We start from the raw sequence: 18,121 nt of genomic DNA, 5'->3' as shown, positions 1-18,121 counted from the left end.
CGCTTATGAGCAAAAAATACTTTGGTACCGACGGCATTCGTGGCCGGGTCGGTGAATACCCGATTACTCCTGATTTCATGCTCAAGCTTGGCTGGGCTGCTGGCATGGCGTTCCGCAAGATGGGTGCCTGCAAGGTGCTGGTCGGCAAGGACACGCGTATTTCCGGATACATGTTCGAATCGGCACTCGAGGCGGGCCTGACATCGGCAGGCGCCGATGTGATGTTGCTCGGTCCGATGCCGACCCCGGCGATTGCCTATCTGTCGCGCACATTCCAGGCCGAGGCCGGGATCGTGATCAGTGCTTCGCACAACCCGCACGACGATAACGGCATCAAGTTCTTCTCCGGCAAAGGCACCAAACTGCCAGATGAACTGGAGCTGATGATCGAAGAATTGCTCGACACGCCGATGACCGTGGTTGAGTCGAGCAAGATCGGCAAAGTGTCGCGAATCAACGATGCGTCCGGCCGTTACATCGAATTCTGCAAAAGCAGTGTGCCAACCGGCACCAGTTTTTCCGGTATGAAGATTGTCATTGATTGCGCACACGGCGCGACCTATAAGGTTGCGCCAAGCGTATTCCGTGAGCTGGGCGCAGAAGTGGTCGTGCTGTCGGCGCAGCCTAACGGGCTGAACATCAACGATAACTGTGGTTCGACCCACATGGGCCCGTTGCAGGCCGCGGTGTTGGCTGAACACGCCGATCTGGGCATCGCGTTCGATGGTGACGGCGATCGCGTTCTGATGGTCGATCACACCGGCACCATTGTCGATGGCGACGATTTGCTGTTCATCATCGCCCGTGATCTGCATGAGCGCGGCAAGTTGCAGGGCGGCGTGGTTGGCACCCTGATGAGTAATCTGGGTCTTGAGCTGGCGCTTGCCGATCTGTCGATCCCGTTTATTCGGGCCAATGTCGGTGACCGCTATGTGATCGCCGAACTGCTTGAGCGCAACTGGCTGGTGGGTGGCGAGAACTCGGGGCATGTCGTGTGCTTCAATCACACCACCACCGGTGATGCGATCATCGCGGCGTTGCAGGTGCTGATGGCGCTGAAGGCCCGCAACGAAGGTCTGGCGCAAACGCGCCAGGCGCTGCGCAAATGTCCTCAAGTGCTGATCAACGTGCGTTTCGGTGGCGGCGAAAGCCCACTGGAGCACCCGGCTGTCAAAGAGGCGAGTGCGCGTGTAACCCAGGCAATGGCCGGTCGTGGTCGAGTGCTTTTGCGCAAGTCGGGAACAGAGCCTTTGGTGCGCGTAATGGTCGAAGGCGAAGACGAAACTCAGGTTCGCGGCTATGCCGAAGAACTGGCAAAACTGGTAACTGAAGTTTCTGCCTGATTCGGCTTGCCAGCCTTCATTCTCTTGGGTAACATCTGCGCCCACTTTGACCGACGAGGTACAGCATGCGTCGCCCTATGGTAGCTGGTAACTGGAAGATGCACGGTACCCGCGCCAGCGTCGCTGAGCTGATCAACGGCCTTCGTCATCTGGCCTTGCCAAGCGGTGTTGATGTCGCGGTATTCCCGCCTTGCTTGCATATCAATCAAGTGATTGATGGCTTGAAAGGCAAGTCGATTTCGATCGGCGCGCAGAATTCTGCGGTGGAAGCCATGCAAGGTGCGCTGACCGGTGAGATTGCTCCCAGTCAGTTGGTGGATGCAGGTTGTTCCCTGGTGCTTGTCGGGCACTCCGAACGCCGCCAGATAATGGGCGAGCGCGACGGGATGCTGAATCGCAAGTTCGCAGCGGCACAGGCATGTGGCTTGATTCCGGTGTTGTGTATAGGGGAAACCCTCGAGCAGCGCGAAGCCGGTAAAACTCTTGAGGTTGTCGGGCGTCAGCTGGGCAGCATCATTGAGGAGCTGGGTGTAGGTGCCTTTGCCAAGGCAGTCATTGCTTACGAGCCTGTCTGGGCCATTGGTACCGGACTGACTGCAACGCCGCAACAGGCTCAGGATGTGCATAAAGCCATTCGCGAGCAGTTGGCGGCAGAGAATTCTGAAGTCGCACGAGGTGTGCGGCTTCTATACGGCGGCAGCGTGAAGGCGGCCAATGCGGCCGAACTGTTCGGCATGCCGGATATCGATGGGGGGCTCATTGGTGGAGCTTCCCTGAATGCAGATGAGTTCGGTGCGATCTGTCGCGCCGCGGGAAACTGAGAAAATGCTGGAAACAGTCGTAGTCGTTTTTCATCTGCTGGGTGCATTGGGCGTAGTTGCTCTGGTTTTGCTGCAGCAGGGTAAGGGTGCGGACGCTGGCGCGTCTTTCGGAGCAGGTGCTTCAAATACTGTGTTCGGAAGCCAAGGTTCCTCTACCTTTCTTAGTAAGTTTACTGCTATACTTGCCGCCGGTTTCTTCATAACCAGCTTGGGGTTAGGTTACTTTGCTAAAGAGAAGGCTCATCAGCTGACTCAAGCAGGTTTGCCAGATCCAGCAGTGTTGGAAGTACCTAAGCAACAACAACCGGCTTCTGATGATGTCCCGGTGCTTCAAGAGCAAAAGTCGGCTACTCCAGCGACTGACGTACCTCCAGCTCAAGAGCAGAAGTAAGAAGAGTTTCAAATGTAGTTTTGCCGAGGTGGTGGAATTGGTAGACACGCAACCTTGAGGTGGTTGTGCCCATAGGGTGTAGGGGTTCGAGTCCCCTTCTCGGTACCAATTAGTCAGGAGAGCCCGCTGTTGCGGGCTTTCTTGCAGGTGGAAGGTTACATTGACCCTATAAGGGATCGGTCGTATACTTCCGCCCCAGCTTTGTCGCGGGGTGGAGCAGTCTGGTAGCTCGTCGGGCTCATAACCCGAAGGTCGTCGGTTCAAATCCGGCCCCCGCAACCAGTTTAAGGAGCCCCTTTTCAGGGGCTTTTTGTTAGCTGGACACTTTCAACGCCGCTGTTCGACGGCGTTTCAAGGATGGGCGTTATGCCCATTTTTTTATTTTGCAAAGCATGCACATATCATGCACTAGGGGGTTCAGGTGTCGAGCAAGCTAGAAGAGTTGCAGGCCTTGCTGGCCCCGGTGGTCGTGGCCCTGGGCTATGAATGCTGGGGTATCGAGTTTTCGGCTCAGGGTCGGCACTCGATGTTGCGCGTTTATATCGATAAAGAGGGCGGCGTGCTGGTGGACGATTGCGCCATTGTCAGCCGTCAGATCAGCGGTGTACTGGATGTTGAAGATCCAATCTCCGTTGAATACACCCTTGAAGTTTCCTCGCCAGGCATGGAGCGCCCACTGTTCACTCTTGAGCAGTTCGCCCAGTTCGTTGGTGAACAAGTGAAGATCAAGCTGCGCTCGCCTTTTGACGGTCGACGCAACTTTCAGGGCCTTCTGCGCGGTGTAGAAGAGCAGGACGTCGTGGTGCAGGTAGATGACCATGAATTCCTGTTGCCGATCGATATGATCGACAAGGCCAACATTATTCCCAGTTTTGACTGAGACGCGGATCCCGCGGATCCAATGGCTTGCGAAAGGCGAGGCGTACGATGAGCAAAGAAGTACTGCTGGTTGTTGAGTCGGTATCCAATGAAAAGGGTGTACCGGCAAGCGTAATTTTTGAAGCGCTGGAGCTGGCTCTGGCCACTGCTACCAAGAAGCGTTTTGAAGACGAAGTGGACCTGCGTGTGGAAATCAACCGCCACACCGGTGCCTACGAAACCTTCCGTCGCTGGACGGTCGTCGAAGAGAATGATCTCGACGATCCGGCCATCGAGACCTGGCCAAGCAAGGTTGCCGAAACGCATCCGGGTGCCAAGGTCGGCGACGTCGTCGAAGAAAAAATCGAATCCATCGAGTTCGGCCGCATCGCTGCACAGACTGCCAAGCAGGTCATCGTGCAGAAAGTTCGTGAAGCCGAGCGCGCTCAAGTGGTTGACGCCTATCGCGAGCGCCTGGGAGAAATCATCTCCGGCACCGTGAAAAAAGTTACCCGCGACAACGTGATTGTCGATCTGGGCAACAACGCTGAAGCGTTGCTGGCCCGTGAAGACATCATTTCTCGCGAAACCTTCCGTGTCGGCGTGCGTCTGCGTGCGCTGCTCAAGGAAATCCGCACCGAGAACCGCGGCCCGCAGCTGATCCTGTCGCGTACCGCGCCGGAAATGCTGATCGAGCTGTTCCGCATCGAAGTGCCGGAGATTGCCGAAGGCCTCATCGAAGTCATGGCAGCGTCCCGTGATCCGGGTTCGCGCGCCAAGATCGCCGTTCGCTCCAAGGACAAACGCATCGACCCGCAGGGCGCTTGCATTGGTATGCGCGGTTCGCGCGTTCAGGCAGTGTCGGGCGAGTTGGGCGGCGAGCGTGTTGACATCGTGCTGTGGGACGATAACCCGGCCCAGTTCGTGATCAACGCCATGTCCCCGGCCGAGGTTGCGGCAATTATCGTCGACGAAGATGCCCATGCCATGGACATCGCCGTTGGCGCAGATAACCTGGCTCAGGCCATTGGTCGCGGTGGTCAGAACGTGCGTCTGGCCAGCCAGTTGACTGGCTGGACCCTGAACGTGATGACCGAATCGGACATCCAGGCCAAGCAGCAAGCGGAAACCGGCGACATCCTGCGCAACTTCATCGACGAGCTGGAAGTCGACGAAGAGCTGGCGCAGGTGCTGGTTGACGAAGGCTTCACCAGCCTGGAAGAGATTGCCTACGTACCGGTGGAGGAGATGCTCAACATCGACGGCTTTGACGAGGACATCGTCAACGAGCTTCGCGCTCGTGCCAAGGATCGTTTGTTGACCAAAGCCATCGCTACTGAGGAAAAGCTGGCAGACGCCCATCCGGCCGAAGACCTGCTCTCGCTTGAGGGTATGGACAAGGATTTGGCGATGGAACTGGCGGTGCGCGGCGTAATTACCCGCGAAGACCTGGCCGAGCAGTCTATTGACGACCTGCTCGACATCGACGGCATTGACGATGATCGTGCCGGCAAGTTGATCATGGCCGCCCGAGCCCACTGGTTCGAGTAATTAGGCGCGGCCTGAGGAGAGAAGTGCATGACGCAAGTCACGGTGAAACAACTGGCCGATGAGGTCAAAACACCGGTAGAGCGCCTGTTGCAGCAGATGCGTGAGGCAGGTCTGCCGCACACCGCCGCCGACGAAAATGTGACTGACAGTGAGAAGCAGTCCCTGCTGACTCACTTGAAAAGCAGCCACAAGGCGAAAGTGGAAGAACCACGCAAGATCACGCTGCAGCGTAAAACCACCAGCACCCTGCGGGTGGCTGGTAGCAAGAGCATCAGCGTAGAAGTTCGCAAGAAGAAAGTTTTCGTACAGCGCAGCCCGGAAGAAATCGAAGCCGAGCGCAAGCGTGAACTGGATGAGCGTCGCGCAGTAGAAAATGCTGCCCGTCAGAAGGCTGAAGAAGAAGCCAAGCTGCGCGCCGAAGAAGAAGCGCGTCGCCAGCCTGCTGCTGCGCAAGCCGTTGCCAGCGACGCCGTTGCGGCACCGGCTGCTGTGGCCGAGCCTGTGCGCGAAAGCGCGCCGGTGGCTGCTGCTCCAGCGCCGTCTGCTGACGTTCGCAACAAGCAGAACGAACAGCGCCGTCCGGACAAACCGCGTGCCGACGACAACAATCGTCGCAGCGGCGGTGGTGATGGCGAGCGTAAGAACGCTCCGCATCGCGCATCGGTCAAGGAAAAAGCCCCGGCTCCACGCGTGGCGCCACGTACTACCGACGAAGAAAGCGATGGCTTCCGTCGCGGCGGTCGCGGCAAGGCCAAGCTGAAGAAGCGCAACGCCCACGGTTTCCAGAGCCCTACCGGCCCTGTCGTGCGTGATGTGCAGATCGGCGAGACCATCACGGTTGGCGATCTGGCCAATCAGATGTCGGTCAAAGCGGCTGAAATCATCAAGTTCATGTTCAAACTGGGTACCCCAGCGACCATCAACCAGGTGCTTGATCAGGAAACTGCTCAACTGGTAGCCGAAGAACTGGGCCACAAAGTGACCCTGGTCAGCGACACAGCCCTGGAAGATTCCCTGGCCGAATCCCTGAAGTTTGAAGGTGAGTCGTTCTCCCGTGCGCCAGTCGTGACCGTAATGGGCCACGTTGACCACGGTAAGACGTCCCTGCTCGACTACATCCGTCGTGCCAAGGTAGCTGCTGGCGAAGCCGGCGGTATCACCCAGCACATCGGCGCGTACCACGTTGAGACTGATCGCGGCATGGTCACCTTCCTCGACACCCCGGGTCACGCTGCGTTTACCGCAATGCGTGCCCGTGGTGCCAAGGCGACCGACATCGTGATCCTCGTGGTTGCAGCCGACGACGGCGTGATGCCGCAAACCATCGAAGCGGTCCAGCATGCTCAGGCAGCTGGCGTGCCGCTGGTGGTTGCAGTGAACAAGATCGACAAGCCGGGCGCCGATCTCGATCGCATCCGCAGCGAACTGTCGGTTCACGGCGTGACCTCCGAAGATTGGGGTGGCGACACACCATTCGTTCCGGTATCCGCCAAAATGGGTACTGGCGTGGACGAGCTGCTTGAAGCCGTCCTGCTGCAGGCCGAAGTGCTCGAACTCAAAGCCACTCCATCGGCTCCTGGCCGTGGTGTGGTGGTTGAATCGCGTCTCGACAAAGGTCGTGGCCCGGTAGCCACCGTGCTGGTTCAGGACGGTACCCTGCGCCAAGGCGACATGGTCCTGGTCGGTTCGAACTACGGCCGCGTGCGTGCCATGCTCGACGAGAACGGCAAGCCGATCAAGGAAGCCGGTCCTTCCATCCCTGTCGAAATCCTCGGCCTGGACGGTACCCCGGACGCTGGCGACGAGATGAGCGTGGTTGCCGACGAGAAGAAAGCCCGTGAAGTGGCTCTGTTCCGTCAAGGCAAGTTCCGCGAAGTCAAACTGGCTCGCGCTCACGCCGGCAAGCTGGAAAACATCTTCGAAAACATGGGTCAGGCCGAGAAGAAGACGCTCAACATCGTCCTCAAATCCGACGTCCGTGGTTCGCTGGAAGCGTTGAACGGCGCCTTGAATGGCCTGGGCAACGACGAAGTTCAAGTGCGCGTAGTGGGCGGCGGCGTCGGTGGTATCACCGAATCCGATGCCAACCTGGCACTGGCTTCCAACGCTGTACTGTTCGGCTTCAACGTGCGTGCCGATGCTGGCGCACGCAAGATCGTCGAGCAGGAAGGTCTGGACATGCGTTACTACAACGTGATCTACGACATCATCGAAGACGTCAAGAAAGCCCTGACCGGCATGCTCGGCAGCGATGTTCGCGAGAACATCCTGGGTGTGGCCGAAGTGCGTGACGTGTTCCGTTCGCCGAAGTTTGGCGCGATCGCCGGTTGCATGGTGATCGAAGGTGTTGTGCACCGTAACCGTCCGATCCGTGTACTGCGTGAAGACATCGTTATCTTCGAAGGCGAGCTGGAATCCCTGCGCCGCTTCAAGGATGACGCTTCCGAAGTACGTGCCGGCATGGAATGCGGTATCGGCGTGAAGAGCTACAACGACGTCAAAGTCGGCGACAAGATCGAAGTCTTCGAGAAGGTTCAGGTTGCTCGCAGCCTCTGACTCGTGCACTTCAAGGGCCACGATGCGCCGTAGCATGCAAATGCGCGGTGCAGCGTCCGGACTCTAAACGCAACGCCCGGTCTGGCATTTGTCAGGCCGGGCGTTTGCCGCTTTCAGACCTTGCGGGTTTCACCGCTGGGCAGTAACAGGTAACAAATCATGGCAAAAGAATACAGCCGTACCCAACGTATCGGCGATCAGATGCAGCGCGAGCTGGCTCAACTGATCCGTCGCGAAGTCAAAGACCCGCGCGTGGGTCTGGTCACCATCACCGCAGTGGAAGTCTCCCGTGACGTCGGTCACGCGAAGATCTTCATCACCGTGATGGGGCAGGACAACGCCGAAGACATCGCGCAAAGCATCAAGGTGCTGAATGCCGCCGCAGGTTTCCTGCGCATGCAACTGGCCCGTGAAATGAAGCTGCGCAGCGTGCCGCAATTGCATTTCCACTACGACGAATCCGTCGTGCGTGGCGCGCATTTGTCGGCGTTGATCGAGCGCGCTGTGGCTGAAGACAATCAGCACGTCGCGGCGCCTGCACCTGAAGACACCAAGGAGTAACTCGGTGGCTCAGGTCAAACGTATCCGTCGTAACGTCAGTGGCATCATCCTGCTCGACAAGCCGTTGGGGTTCACCTCCAACGCCGCGTTGCAGAAGGTGCGCTGGCTGCTCAATGCCGAGAAGGCCGGTCACACCGGCAGCCTCGACCCGCTGGCCACCGGCGTGCTGCCGTTGTGCTTCGGTGAAGCGACCAAGTTCTCGCAGTACCTGCTCGATTCCGACAAGGGTTACGAAACGCTGGCGCAACTGGGCAAAACCACCACCACGGCGGATGCCGAAGGTGAGGTTTTGCAGGAGCGTCCGGTGACCGTTGGTCGCGCCGATGTCGAAGCGGTTTTGCCGAATTTTCGCGGTCAAATCAGTCAGATACCGCCGATGTACTCGGCGCTCAAGCGTGATGGCCAGCCGCTGTACAAGCTGGCCCGTGCAGGCGAAGTAGTGGAGCGCGAACCGCGTTCTGTTACTATTGCGCGCTTGGAATTGCTGGCCTTCGAAGGCGATACTGCGCGTCTTGCGGTGGACTGCAGCAAGGGCACCTATATCCGCACCCTGGTGGAGGATATCGGTGAGCAACTCGGTTGTGGTGCGTACGTCGCAGAATTGCGCCGTACCCAGGCCGGGCCTTTCACCCTCGCGCAGACGGTGACCCTCGAAGAGCTGGAAGCGGTACATGCCGAAGGTGGCAACGAAGCGGTTGATCGCTTTTTGATGCCATCGGACAGCGGCCTGCAGGATTGGCCGTTGCTGCACTTCTCGGAAGCGAGCGCGTTCTACTGGCTCAACGGCCAGCCGGTACGTGCCCCGGATGCTCCGAAGTTCGGCATGGTACGGGTACAGGATCACAATGGTCGCTTCATCGGCATCGGTGAAGTGAGCGAAGACGGGCGCATTGCGCCACGTCGCTTGATTCGGTCGGAATGACCGGAACCGGCCTGTGTCACAGCAGGTCGGCGAGTGTGGCTGTCAACAGGCACGGTCACGACTCATTTATAGATACAGGGATTTGTCCCTGGCCTGTTGAAACTGTTTCTTTGAAACAGTTTCCTGATAAGGAAGGATTGCCTCATGGCTCTCGACGTTCAAGAAAAAGCTCAAATCGTTGCTGACTACCAGCAAGCTGTTGGTGACACTGGTTCGCCAGAAGTGCAAGTTGCACTGCTGACCGCCAACATCAACAAACTGCAAGGTCACTTCAAGGCCAACGGTAAAGATCACCACTCCCGTCGTGGTCTGATCCGCATGGTAAACCAGCGTCGCAAGCTGCTGGACTACCTGAAAGGCAAGGACGTGAGCCGTTACAGCGCTCTGATCGCTCGCCTGGGTCTGCGTCGCTAATCAGCGATTGCGCTATGAGGTTGGTTGTCTGCAAGTCTTCAGCGGTTCGCCGCTGGCGCCTTGCAGGCTCCCAGCCTCAAGTTTTATCTGCGGCATGGCTTTACCTGTAGCACCCGGACAATCCACATCGGGCCGATTCCCGAGATTGCCCAAGAATTCGCAAGAAACCGTTTCCCCCAAGAGCCACAAAGAAGGTAGGACACCGTGAACCCGGTAATCAAAAAATTCCAGTTCGGTCAGTCGACCGTTACCCTCGAGACTGGCCGTATCGCCCGTCAGGCCTCCGGCGCAGTGCTGGTCACCGTTGACGACGATGTCAGCGTATTGGTGACCGTTGTCGGTGCCAAGCAAGCCGATCCGGGCAAGGGCTTTTTCCCTCTGTCCGTTCACTACCAGGAAAAGACTTACGCTGCCGGCAAGATCCCTGGTGGTTTCTTCAAGCGTGAAGGCCGTCCTTCCGAGAAAGAAACCCTGACTTCCCGACTGATCGACCGTCCGATCCGTCCGCTGTTTCCTGAAGGCTTCATGAACGAAGTGCAGGTTGTCTGCACCGTCGTTTCCACCAGCAAGAAGACCGATCCGGACATCGCTGCGATGATCGGTACCTCGGCTGCCCTGGCCATTTCCGGCATTCCATTCGACGGCCCGATCGGCGCCGCGCGCGTGGCTTTCCATGAAAGCACCGGCTACCTGCTGAACCCGACTTACGAACAGCAAGCCGCTTCGAGCCTGGACATGGTCGTTGCCGGTACTTCCGACGCCGTGCTGATGGTTGAATCGGAAGCCAAAGAGCTGACCGAAGACCAGATGCTGGGCGCGGTACTGTTTGCTCACGACGAGTTCCAGGTGGTGATCAACGCTGTTAAAGAACTGGCCGCTGAAGCTGCCAAGCCAACCTGGAACTGGGCTCCACAGCCAGAAGCCACCGAGCTGCTGGGCGCGATCCGTGCCGAGTTCGGCGACGCGATCTCCCAGGCTTACACCATCACCATCAAGGCCGACCGCTATGCGCGTCTGGGCGAGTTGCGTGACCAGGTGGTTGCCAAGCTGTCCGGCGAAGAAGGCCAGCCTTCGGCTGCTGAAGTCAAAGCTGCTTTCGGCGAAATCGAATACCGCACCGTTCGCGAAAACATCGTCAACGGCAAGCCACGTATCGACGGCCGCGACACCCGCACCGTACGTCCGCTGAACATCGAAGTCGGCGTTCTGCCGAAGACTCACGGTTCGGCACTGTTCACCCGCGGTGAAACCCAGGCGCTGGTCGTTGCAACACTGGGCACCGCCCGTGATGCACAACTGCTGGACACCCTGGAAGGCGAGAAAAAAGACCCGTTCATGCTGCACTACAACTTCCCGCCGTTCTCGGTAGGCGAGTGTGGTCGCATGGGTGGTGCCGGTCGTCGCGAAATCGGTCACGGCCGTCTGGCCCGTCGTTCGGTTTCGGCCATGCTGCCAGCCGCTGACGTGTTCCCGTACACCATCCGTGTGGTGTCGGAAATCACCGAATCCAACGGTTCGAGCTCGATGGCTTCCGTCTGCGGCGCTTCCCTGGCCCTGATGGACGCCGGTGTACCGATGAAGGCACCGGTTGCCGGTATCGCCATGGGTCTGGTTAAAGAAGGCGAGAAGTTCGCCGTCCTGACCGACATCCTCGGTGACGAAGACCACCTCGGCGACATGGACTTCAAGGTAGCCGGTACCGCCAAAGGCGTAACTGCGCTGCAGATGGACATCAAGATCAAAGGCATCACCGAAGAAATCATGGAGATCGCTCTGGGCCAGGCCCTGGAAGCGCGCCTGAACATCCTCGGTCAGATGAACCAGATCATCGGCCAGTCGCGTACCGAGCTGTCGGCCAACGCACCGACCATGATCGCGATGAAAATCGACACCGACAAAATCCGTGACGTTATCGGTAAAGGTGGCGCTACCATCCGTGCGATCTGCGAGGAAACCAAGGCTTCGATCGACATCGAAGACGACGGTTCGATCAAGATCTTCGGCGAAACCAAGGAAGCTGCTGAAGCTGCTCGTCAGCGCGTTCTGGGCATCACCGCCGAAGCCGAGATCGGCAAGATCTACGTCGGCAAGGTTGAGCGCATCGTCGACTTCGGCGCGTTCGTCAACATCCTGCCGGGCAAGGACGGTCTGGTGCACATCTCGATGCTGAGCGACGCTCGCGTAGAGAAAGTCACCGACATTCTGAAAGAAGGCCAGGAAGTGGAAGTGCTGGTACTGGACGTGGACAACCGCGGCCGTATCAAGCTGTCCATCAAAGACGTGGCAGCTGCCAAGGCTTCGGGCGTTTAATCACCCGCCAGCCTTAGTGCAACGAAAATGCCCCGCCGTGCAAACGGCGGGGCATTTTTTTGCCCGCGAAATACCCGGACATTCTGCGAAGTTGCCGGACCCCAACAGCGGTGCTAGTTTTAGCCCACCGCCCGTGTAGCTCAGCCGGTAGAGCAGCGCACTCGTAACGCGAAGGTCGCAGGTTCGATTCCTGTCTCGGGCACCATCCTCACTTATTTCACCTTGCGACTCAGATCCTCGACGGTACGTTTCAGCTGATCCATTGCCCGATCCTGGTCGTTGACCTTCTGCTTCAGATTCGAAATTTCGCTGCTGTTCGAATTGGAGCTGGAGCCGCTGTTGCGCTTGAGTTCTTCAACCTGGCGGCCAAGGGATTCGAGCACACGGTCCTGTTCCTTGGCCTTGTTCTTCAGTTCGTCCAGTTCCCTGCCGCTGGAGCTTGAGCTGGAACCGCCGCTGCGTTTGAGCTCTTCTATCTGCTGCGATTGATCCTTGAGGGTGTCGCGCATCTTTTGCAGCTCATCAATGCTGATATCGCTTTTGATCACGACGGTCTTGCCATAGTCGTTGTGGATCAGTGAAACCTTGTCGCCATAGGACGGGCTGCTGGGACTCAGCTCAACGGCCATGGCGCTGGCCGGCAGGACCAGGGCAGCAATCAAAGCGGTAGTGGAGACAACAGCGGAGATTTTCGAGAAGCTGCGCATCACTGGTTTTCCTTGTGAACAGCGTAAGTGAGTGCCTATGTGGCACATCGCTATGACTTGGAATCGGCATTTATGTTCCGCAAGTCAGCTTTTTGTGCGAGAGATGTAAAGAGCCGTGTAATTCGTCATGCAAACGTCCTATATTCGGTGCCTGCATGAGCATCGCTTAGCAGTTTTCAGATGATCCCGAATGGTTCCGAAGGCCGGCCACGCCGCGTCAGAGAGATCCTTGATGATCCAGATCCATCCTCCATTCCCAGATCAACGAGAACGCCATGACTGAATTAACTCAAGAGCAGCGTCACGAACAAGCGCTGGAAAAATACCTTCTGGACGTGCCCGATCTGAAGGAAGAGATCAAGGACCTGAGTCCCGATGATCAGAAAGACCAGATTCAGTGGGCCTTTGAAGATGAAGCCGAGGCTCAGGGCTTGCAGCCTTGGGAGTTGACGCTCAAGTACACGAGCACGCCGCAAGAGTTCGAGGTCAAGCGCCTGGAACTGCATAAAGAGGCGGCTGAAGTATTGGGTGTCGAATGGGATGAGTACTGCGAGATGAACAACCTGGTTGTATAACGGCAGCTACTAGCTTCAAGCTGCAAGCTGCAAGCTGCAAGCTGCAAGCTGCAAGTCAAAGCAGATGCGCTGTGGCTTGCAGCTTGCAGCTTGCAGCTTGAAGCTTGCCGCTGCTGTTAGAGGCTGAGGCGCATCGACAGGTCTACCGCTTTGACATCCTTGGTCATCGCACCAATCGAGATGTAATCCACCCCGGTTTCGGCGATCGGCAGCAGCGTGCTTTCGTTGATGCCACCGCTGGCTTCCAGTTTCGCCTTGCCGCCGTTCAGGCGCACGGCTTCGCGCATGTCGTCCAGGCTCAGTTCATCGAGCATGATGATGTCGGCACCGGCGTCCAGTGCCTCTTTCAATTCCTGCAGACTTTCCACTTCGATCTCGACCGGCTTGCCCGGGGCGATCTTGTGCGCGGCCGCGACGGCTTCGGTGATGCCGCCGCTGGCCGCGATGTGGTTTTCCTTGATCAGGAAGGCGTCATAAAGGCCGATGCGATGGTTATGGCAGCCGCCACAGGTCACGGCGTATTTCTGCGCCAGACGCAGGCCCGGCAAAGTCTTACGCGTGTCGAGCAGCTTGACCTCGGTTTGCCCGACGAAATCGGCCAGGTACTGCGCGCGCGTCGCCACGCCGGAGAGCAGTTGCAGAAAATTCAGCGCGCTGCGTTCACCGGTCAGCAGCGAACGCGCCGGGCCTTCCAGATGAAACAGCGGTTGATTGGGTTTGACCCGCTCGCCATCGATCACTTGCCAATGCACCGCGACGCGCGGATCGAGCTGACGAAATACCGCATCGACCCACGCCGTGCCGCAGATGACGGCGTCGTCACGGGTAATGATGGTGGCTTTGGCCAGACGTTCGGCCGGGATCAGTTGTGCGGTGATGTCGCCGCTGCCGACGTCTTCGAGCAACGCACGGCGCACGTTGGCTTCGATTTCGGCGGTCAGATCGGCGAGACGTAGATTCGGCATAACGGGCTCCACAAACAAAGTGGCCCGATTATAGGGGCAGGGCGCGAGCCAACCCAAGGTGAGAACAGGCGTGCCGGCCTGCAGCCGGTCGATTTTCTTTGAGCAAACCGGCGATAGCGTGGTCATTGAAGGGCGCTGCTAGGGGAAACCCTGACGGCTATGGCGCGGGTGACACGTTATGAAAGATAATCCGCCTTGCATTTGACGTCATAGCGTTGACGTTAATGCCGCCAGAATGGCTGGGAGTTGTGGGAGCGAGCTTGCTCGCGAATGCATTTTTCCAGTGACATTGATGCGGCTGACACACCGCCATCGCGGGCAGGCTCGCTCCCACAGGGGATCGGGGTTGCTTGATCGAACGAATCACCGTTTCAGGAGGCTTGGATGCACAGCGACGGAAAAGTAGTGCCTTTGCACAAGGCTGCTATCGATCAGGCGAATCACGCGCCGCTCGCCCGCCTGCCGGTGATTCTGCTTCAGGTGCGCGACAAGGCCGCGCAGCAATTGCGCCACGGTTTGCAGGAACTGTTCGATAACGCCGACGATACCCTGTTCGAAATGGCCGACCGGGCGCGCAACGATGTCGAGCAAAACATCTTTTTCGAAGCCATGCGCGACCTGCGCCTCAAGCGCAAACACATCGAACGCGGCTTTCTCGAACTGTTTTTCGAAGCCTTCGTCGGCCTGACCCAATACGATCCCACCCACAATGCCTTGCCGCGCACGCTGCTGTTCGACGAGGCGGCGCCGCGCACCGACGACATGGAGCGCAGCGTGGCGATCGAGACCATGGTCCGTCGCGTGCTCAAGCGTGACGGCTTCGCCCTCGATCAGTTGACGGCGCGGCTCAACGCGTTGCTCGGCAAGACCCTCGACGACCAGCACAACCCACTCGGGCCGGCGCTGCTCTGCGAATTTTTCCTGCAGGCCGGACGTAATCTGGGCGTGGAGATCAAGGTCAAGCTGATCCTGCTCAAGCTGTTCGAGCGCTATGTGCTGGCCGAAACCGAGCAGCTGTACGCCGAGGCCAATCAACTGCTGCTCGCCACGGGCGTGTTGCCAGAACTGAAAGCAGCACCGGCGCGGCGTGCGCTGGATCGTGCCGCCGCCCAGGTCGAGCGCGACGAGCGTGAAGAGTTGCCGCCCGCCGATGACGATGTGCTGGAAGTCTTCGCTGCGTTGCAGCAATTGCTCGTGCAGGTGCGCGGCACGGTCGCGCCAACCCTGGAGCCGAGTGTCGCGGCGCAACCGATCTCCACCCGCGACCTGCTGCGTCTGCTCTCGCATTTGCAACACTACGTGCCGGCGCTGGCGACTCAGGATGATTTCGACCTGCGCAATCAGCTCGAACAACTGCTGACCCGGGTCAGTGTCAGGAGTGGCAAGTCGCGGATCGTCGGCGATGCGGACGAAGACGTGATCAACCTGATCGCCATGGTCTTCGACTGCATTCTCGAAGACCGCAATGTGCCGGATTCGCTCAAGGCACTGATCGCCCGTTTGCAGATTCCGATGCTCAAGGTGGCCGTGCTCGACAAGAGTTTCTTCAGCCGCGGCACGCACCCGGCGCGGCGCCTGCTTAACGAAATCGCCGAAGCGGCGATGGGCTGGGGAGATTTTGACGGCGACGCGCGCGACAGTCTGTATCTGCGCATCGAACAAGTGGTGCAACGCTTGCTCAGCGACTTCGTCGATGACCCGGCGATTTTCTCCGAGCTGCTGGCTGACTTTCTCGCCTTCACCAGCGACGAACGCCGCCGCAGCGAACTGCTGGAGCAGCGTTTGCGCGATGCCGAAGAAGGCCGGGCGCGAACCGAACTGGCGCGACGCCGGGTCGAGCAGGTGTTGAATCAGGCGTTGCTGGGCAAAACCCTGCCGCCGTCGGTGGTCACCTTTGTCGAGAACGCCTGGAGCAAGGTCCTGCTGCTGACCTGCCTCAAGCATGGCGATCAGTCCCCCGAATGGCAGGCCGACGTGCAGACCATGGAACAACTGGTCTGGAGCGTGCAGCGTCATGAAGACGCCGAATCCAGCCTGCGTCTGCTGGCGCTAGTGCCGGGGTTGCTCAAGTCGTTGCGTGATGGCTTGAACAGTTCGGCATTCGATCCGTTTGCCACCAGCGAGTTTTTCAGCGAACTCGAAGCGTTGCACGTCGGTGTGCTGGAGCGTTCCGCCGAGGCCGATCAAGCTGCGCCCATGGTCGAGGTGTCGCAAAAGATCGTACTGCCTGCTGCCGACGAGGGCGACACCACGTTGCCAACAGTGCGCCTGCCCCACGATGACCCCGGTCTGCGCCAGGTCGAACAATTGCGCGTGGGCAGTTGGGTGGCGTTTACCGAAGACGACGAGCATACCCTGCGCTGTAAACTCGCCGCGATCATCGAAGCCACCGGCAAATATGTCTTCGTCGATCGCACCGGAATGAAAGTGCTCGAGCGCAGCAGGACCGCGCTGGCCCTGGAGTTGCGCCGCGGTGTTGCACGTGCGCTGGACAATACCTTGCTGTTCGACCGTGCGCTGGAGTCGGTGCTGGGCAATCTGCGCCGACTCAATCGCGCCAAGTGATCGCGCGCCGGTGGCCGATCACGGCATACTGGGCGCCAACACAGTCGGCGTTGAAGGAATCGGTATGCAGTTGGATCCCGCTAGCGGGTGGTGTCACGGGGTGCAGGTCTGCCCATCGCCCAACTTCAATGGACGCCCGAGTGGCGAAATCTCCTTGTTGGTCATCCACAACATCAGCCTGCCGCCGGCGCAGTTCGCCACCGGCAAGGTCCAGGAGTTTTTCCAGAACCGTCTGGATGTCACCGAACATCCCTACTTTGCAGGAATTGCCGACTTGCGCGTCTCGGCGCATTTTCTAATTGAACGTGACGGCACGGTGACCCAGTTTGTCTCCTGTCTGGAGCGGGCGTGGCACGCGGGTGTCTCGGTGTTCGAGGGGCGCGAGACCTGCAACGATTTTTCCGTGGGCATCGAACTCGAAGGCACCGATGATCAGCCGTTCACCGATGCGCAGTACCAAGCGTTGATCGTGTTGACCCGGGAGTTGCAAAAAGCATTTCCGGCGATCACCGGCGCACGCATCTGCGGCCACAGTGATATTGCCCCAGGGCGCAAGACCGATCCTGGCCCGGGGTTCGACTGGGCGCGTTACCGCGCGGCCCTGGCACAAGAGGAAGGACAATGAGTTTTCTGGTGTTACTGCTGGCGCTGTGGATCGAGAAATTTTCGGCCTTGCGCCATCGGGTTCAACGCGATGGCGGATGGATCCGCGAACTGCACAAGCTCGAAAGCAGCCAGCGCATGGCGGGCAAACCGTGGCTCGTGCTGACAATACTGGTGCTGCTGCCGGTGGCGCTGCTGGCGCTGTTGCTGCTGGTACTGGAACCGGTGGTGTATGGCTTGCTGGCCTTGCCGGTGCATTTGCTGGCGGTGATTTACAGCCTGGGGCGTGGCGATCTGCTCGGCGGGCTCGGGCCGTTTCGCGATGCCTGGCGCCGCGAAGATCTGCAAGCGGCGGCGCATGTGGCCAAGCGCGATCTGAACATCTGCGCCGACAGCGGCGAGCAGTTGCTCGAGCGCGTGCAGGCGCATCTGTTGTGGCAGGCCTATCAAAGCTTTTTCGCGGTGATCTTCTGGTATTTCGTCCTCGGCCCGGTGGCTGCATTGGCGTATCGCTTGCTGGCGCTGGCCCAGGAACATGGGCAGAACCCGGCGCTGGTCGAGCGCGCCGCGCAATTGCGGCATGCCTTCGACTGGTTGCCGGTGCGTTTGCTGGCGGCAAGTCTGGCGCTGGTCGGCAACTTCGTCGCGGTCAGTCGGGTGATGCTGCATGAACTGCTCAACTGGAACATCAGCGCGGCGCAGTTGATCAACCGCGTCGGCCTGGCGGCCGGAGAAATTCCGCCACCGGCGGTCGGGCCGGAAGGCATCAACACCCTCGACTGCCTGTGGGAACTGCTGCTGCGCGCCGCCGTGCTGTGGTATGCCGGTTTCGCCCTGTGGACCGTGCTGGTGCACTGATCCCGACGTGCCGAGGGCGCAACGCCCTCGGCAGCGCTGCCGTTAACCTTAAGTTACAAAAACTCCCTTCGATTTGAGCTATACAGAGATAGCGCCCGATAGTGGCCATCTGCTGTCGCCG

Annotated in this window: 16 protein-coding genes and 3 tRNA genes; 17 read left to right on the top strand and 2 right to left on the bottom strand. The window is 59.0% G+C overall.

All coding sequences use genetic code 11. The features are described 5' to 3' along the window. Positions 1-5: 5 nt before the first annotated feature. From glmM to J3P93_RS23535, 13 genes are all read left to right on the top strand, one after another. Positions 6-1,343 (top strand): phosphoglucosamine mutase, encoded by a 1,338-nt coding sequence (gene glmM, locus J3P93_RS23595; protein ID WP_434592450.1) that lies wholly within the window; start codon positions 6-8, stop codon positions 1,341-1,343. A gap of 65 nt (positions 1,344-1,408) precedes the next feature. Next, a complete protein-coding gene (tpiA, locus tag J3P93_RS23590; RefSeq protein ID WP_434592448.1) occupies positions 1,409-2,164 on the top strand; it encodes a triose-phosphate isomerase in 756 nt (251 codons plus the stop codon). A 4-nt stretch (positions 2,165-2,168) separates the two neighbouring features. Then, positions 2,169-2,555 carry a preprotein translocase subunit SecG gene (gene secG, locus J3P93_RS23585; protein WP_027610782.1) on the top strand — a complete coding sequence of 129 codons (387 nt, stop codon included), beginning with the start codon at positions 2,169-2,171 and terminating at the stop codon, positions 2,553-2,555. 22 nt (positions 2,556-2,577) lie between these two features. Beyond that, a tRNA-Leu gene (locus J3P93_RS23580) sits at positions 2,578-2,663 on the top strand. 97 nt (positions 2,664-2,760) lie between these two features. Then, a tRNA-Met gene (locus J3P93_RS23575) sits at positions 2,761-2,837 on the top strand. A gap of 139 nt (positions 2,838-2,976) precedes the next feature. After that, complete coding sequence (gene rimP, locus J3P93_RS23570) at positions 2,977-3,435, top strand: ribosome maturation factor RimP (RefSeq protein WP_434592446.1); 459 nt, start codon at positions 2,977-2,979, stop codon at positions 3,433-3,435. Positions 3,436-3,482: 47 nt separating this feature from the next. After that, the gene (gene nusA / locus J3P93_RS23565) at positions 3,483-4,964 is read left to right on the top strand and encodes a transcription termination factor NusA (protein ID WP_186618636.1); all 1,482 of its coding nucleotides are present in this window, start codon (positions 3,483-3,485) and stop codon (positions 4,962-4,964) included. A gap of 27 nt (positions 4,965-4,991) precedes the next feature. Continuing rightward, entirely contained in the window at positions 4,992-7,520 is a 2,529-nt protein-coding gene (infB, locus tag J3P93_RS23560) for a translation initiation factor IF-2 (protein WP_434592443.1), read from the top strand. 159 nt (positions 7,521-7,679) lie between these two features. After that, the gene (rbfA, locus tag J3P93_RS23555; RefSeq protein WP_016771753.1) at positions 7,680-8,081 is read left to right on the top strand and encodes a 30S ribosome-binding factor RbfA; all 402 of its coding nucleotides are present in this window, start codon (positions 7,680-7,682) and stop codon (positions 8,079-8,081) included. 4 nt (positions 8,082-8,085) lie between these two features. Next, a complete protein-coding gene (gene truB / locus J3P93_RS23550) occupies positions 8,086-9,003 on the top strand; it encodes a tRNA pseudouridine(55) synthase TruB (protein ID WP_203420702.1) in 918 nt (305 codons plus the stop codon). Between the two features lie 144 nt (positions 9,004-9,147). After that, a complete protein-coding gene (gene rpsO, locus J3P93_RS23545; RefSeq protein ID WP_011332409.1) occupies positions 9,148-9,417 on the top strand; it encodes a 30S ribosomal protein S15 in 270 nt (89 codons plus the stop codon). A 204-nt stretch (positions 9,418-9,621) separates the two neighbouring features. Next, complete coding sequence (gene pnp / locus J3P93_RS23540) at positions 9,622-11,727, top strand: polyribonucleotide nucleotidyltransferase (protein WP_090281714.1); 2,106 nt, start codon at positions 9,622-9,624, stop codon at positions 11,725-11,727. A 129-nt stretch (positions 11,728-11,856) separates the two neighbouring features. Beyond that, positions 11,857-11,932: transfer RNA gene (locus J3P93_RS23535), tRNA-Thr, on the top strand. Between the two features lie 7 nt (positions 11,933-11,939). Here J3P93_RS23535 and J3P93_RS23530 read toward each other — a convergent pair. Continuing rightward, a complete protein-coding gene (locus J3P93_RS23530) occupies positions 11,940-12,434 on the bottom strand; it encodes a hypothetical protein (RefSeq protein WP_434592440.1) in 495 nt (164 codons plus the stop codon). 275 nt (positions 12,435-12,709) lie between these two features. Here J3P93_RS23530 and J3P93_RS23525 point away from each other — a divergent pair, with 275 nt between their 5' ends. Then, positions 12,710-13,009 carry a DUF6388 family protein gene (locus J3P93_RS23525; RefSeq protein WP_434592438.1) on the top strand — a complete coding sequence of 100 codons (300 nt, stop codon included), beginning with the start codon at positions 12,710-12,712 and terminating at the stop codon, positions 13,007-13,009. A 116-nt stretch (positions 13,010-13,125) separates the two neighbouring features. Here J3P93_RS23525 and nadC read toward each other — a convergent pair whose 3' ends face one another. Next, positions 13,126-13,974, bottom strand: coding sequence for a carboxylating nicotinate-nucleotide diphosphorylase (gene nadC / locus J3P93_RS23520; protein WP_093104768.1), 849 nt, complete (start codon positions 13,972-13,974; stop codon positions 13,126-13,128). 384 nt (positions 13,975-14,358) lie between these two features. Between nadC and J3P93_RS23515 the strand changes: the two genes are divergently transcribed. From J3P93_RS23515 to ampE, 3 genes are all read left to right on the top strand, one after another. Next, entirely contained in the window at positions 14,359-16,539 is a 2,181-nt protein-coding gene (locus J3P93_RS23515) for a DUF1631 domain-containing protein (RefSeq protein WP_434592434.1), read from the top strand. Positions 16,540-16,603: 64 nt separating this feature from the next. Continuing rightward, positions 16,604-17,164: a 1,6-anhydro-N-acetylmuramyl-L-alanine amidase AmpD gene (ampD, locus tag J3P93_RS23510; protein WP_434592431.1), complete on the top strand. Its 561-nt coding sequence runs from the start codon at positions 16,604-16,606 to the stop codon at positions 17,162-17,164. Beyond that, a complete protein-coding gene (ampE, locus tag J3P93_RS23505; RefSeq protein ID WP_434592429.1) occupies positions 17,161-18,000 on the top strand; it encodes a regulatory signaling modulator protein AmpE in 840 nt (279 codons plus the stop codon). Before ampD ends, ampE begins: the two co-directional genes overlap by 4 nt. Positions 18,001-18,121 lie beyond the last annotated feature (121 nt).

Origin of the sequence: Pseudomonas sp. R3-57, from assembly GCF_051132065.1 — a bacterium.
Taxonomy (GTDB): Bacteria; Pseudomonadota; Gammaproteobacteria; order Pseudomonadales; family Pseudomonadaceae; genus Aquipseudomonas.
This window is presented reverse-complemented; position numbering and strand designations above follow the sequence as displayed.

Coding starts and splice junctions, on each gene's coding strand:
- nusA (WP_186618636.1), top strand. CDS start 3,483: ATGAGCAAAGAAGTACTGCTGGTTGTTGAGTCGGTATCCAATGAAAAG.
- rbfA (WP_016771753.1), top strand. CDS start 7,680: ATGGCAAAAGAATACAGCCGTACCCAACGTATCGGCGATCAGATGCAG.
- secG (WP_027610782.1), top strand. CDS start 2,169: ATGCTGGAAACAGTCGTAGTCGTTTTTCATCTGCTGGGTGCATTGGGC.
- tpiA (WP_434592448.1), top strand. CDS start 1,409: ATGCGTCGCCCTATGGTAGCTGGTAACTGGAAGATGCACGGTACCCGC.
- J3P93_RS23525 (WP_434592438.1), top strand. CDS start 12,710: ATGACTGAATTAACTCAAGAGCAGCGTCACGAACAAGCGCTGGAAAAA.
- infB (WP_434592443.1), top strand. CDS start 4,992: ATGACGCAAGTCACGGTGAAACAACTGGCCGATGAGGTCAAAACACCG.
- J3P93_RS23515 (WP_434592434.1), top strand. CDS start 14,359: ATGCACAGCGACGGAAAAGTAGTGCCTTTGCACAAGGCTGCTATCGAT.
- J3P93_RS23530 (WP_434592440.1), bottom strand. CDS start 12,434: ATGCGCAGCTTCTCGAAAATCTCCGCTGTTGTCTCCACTACCGCTTTG.
- glmM (WP_434592450.1), top strand. CDS start 6: ATGAGCAAAAAATACTTTGGTACCGACGGCATTCGTGGCCGGGTCGGT.
- rpsO (WP_011332409.1), top strand. CDS start 9,148: ATGGCTCTCGACGTTCAAGAAAAAGCTCAAATCGTTGCTGACTACCAG.
- ampE (WP_434592429.1), top strand. CDS start 17,161: ATGAGTTTTCTGGTGTTACTGCTGGCGCTGTGGATCGAGAAATTTTCG.
- ampD (WP_434592431.1), top strand. CDS start 16,604: ATGCAGTTGGATCCCGCTAGCGGGTGGTGTCACGGGGTGCAGGTCTGC.
- nadC (WP_093104768.1), bottom strand. CDS start 13,974: ATGCCGAATCTACGTCTCGCCGATCTGACCGCCGAAATCGAAGCCAAC.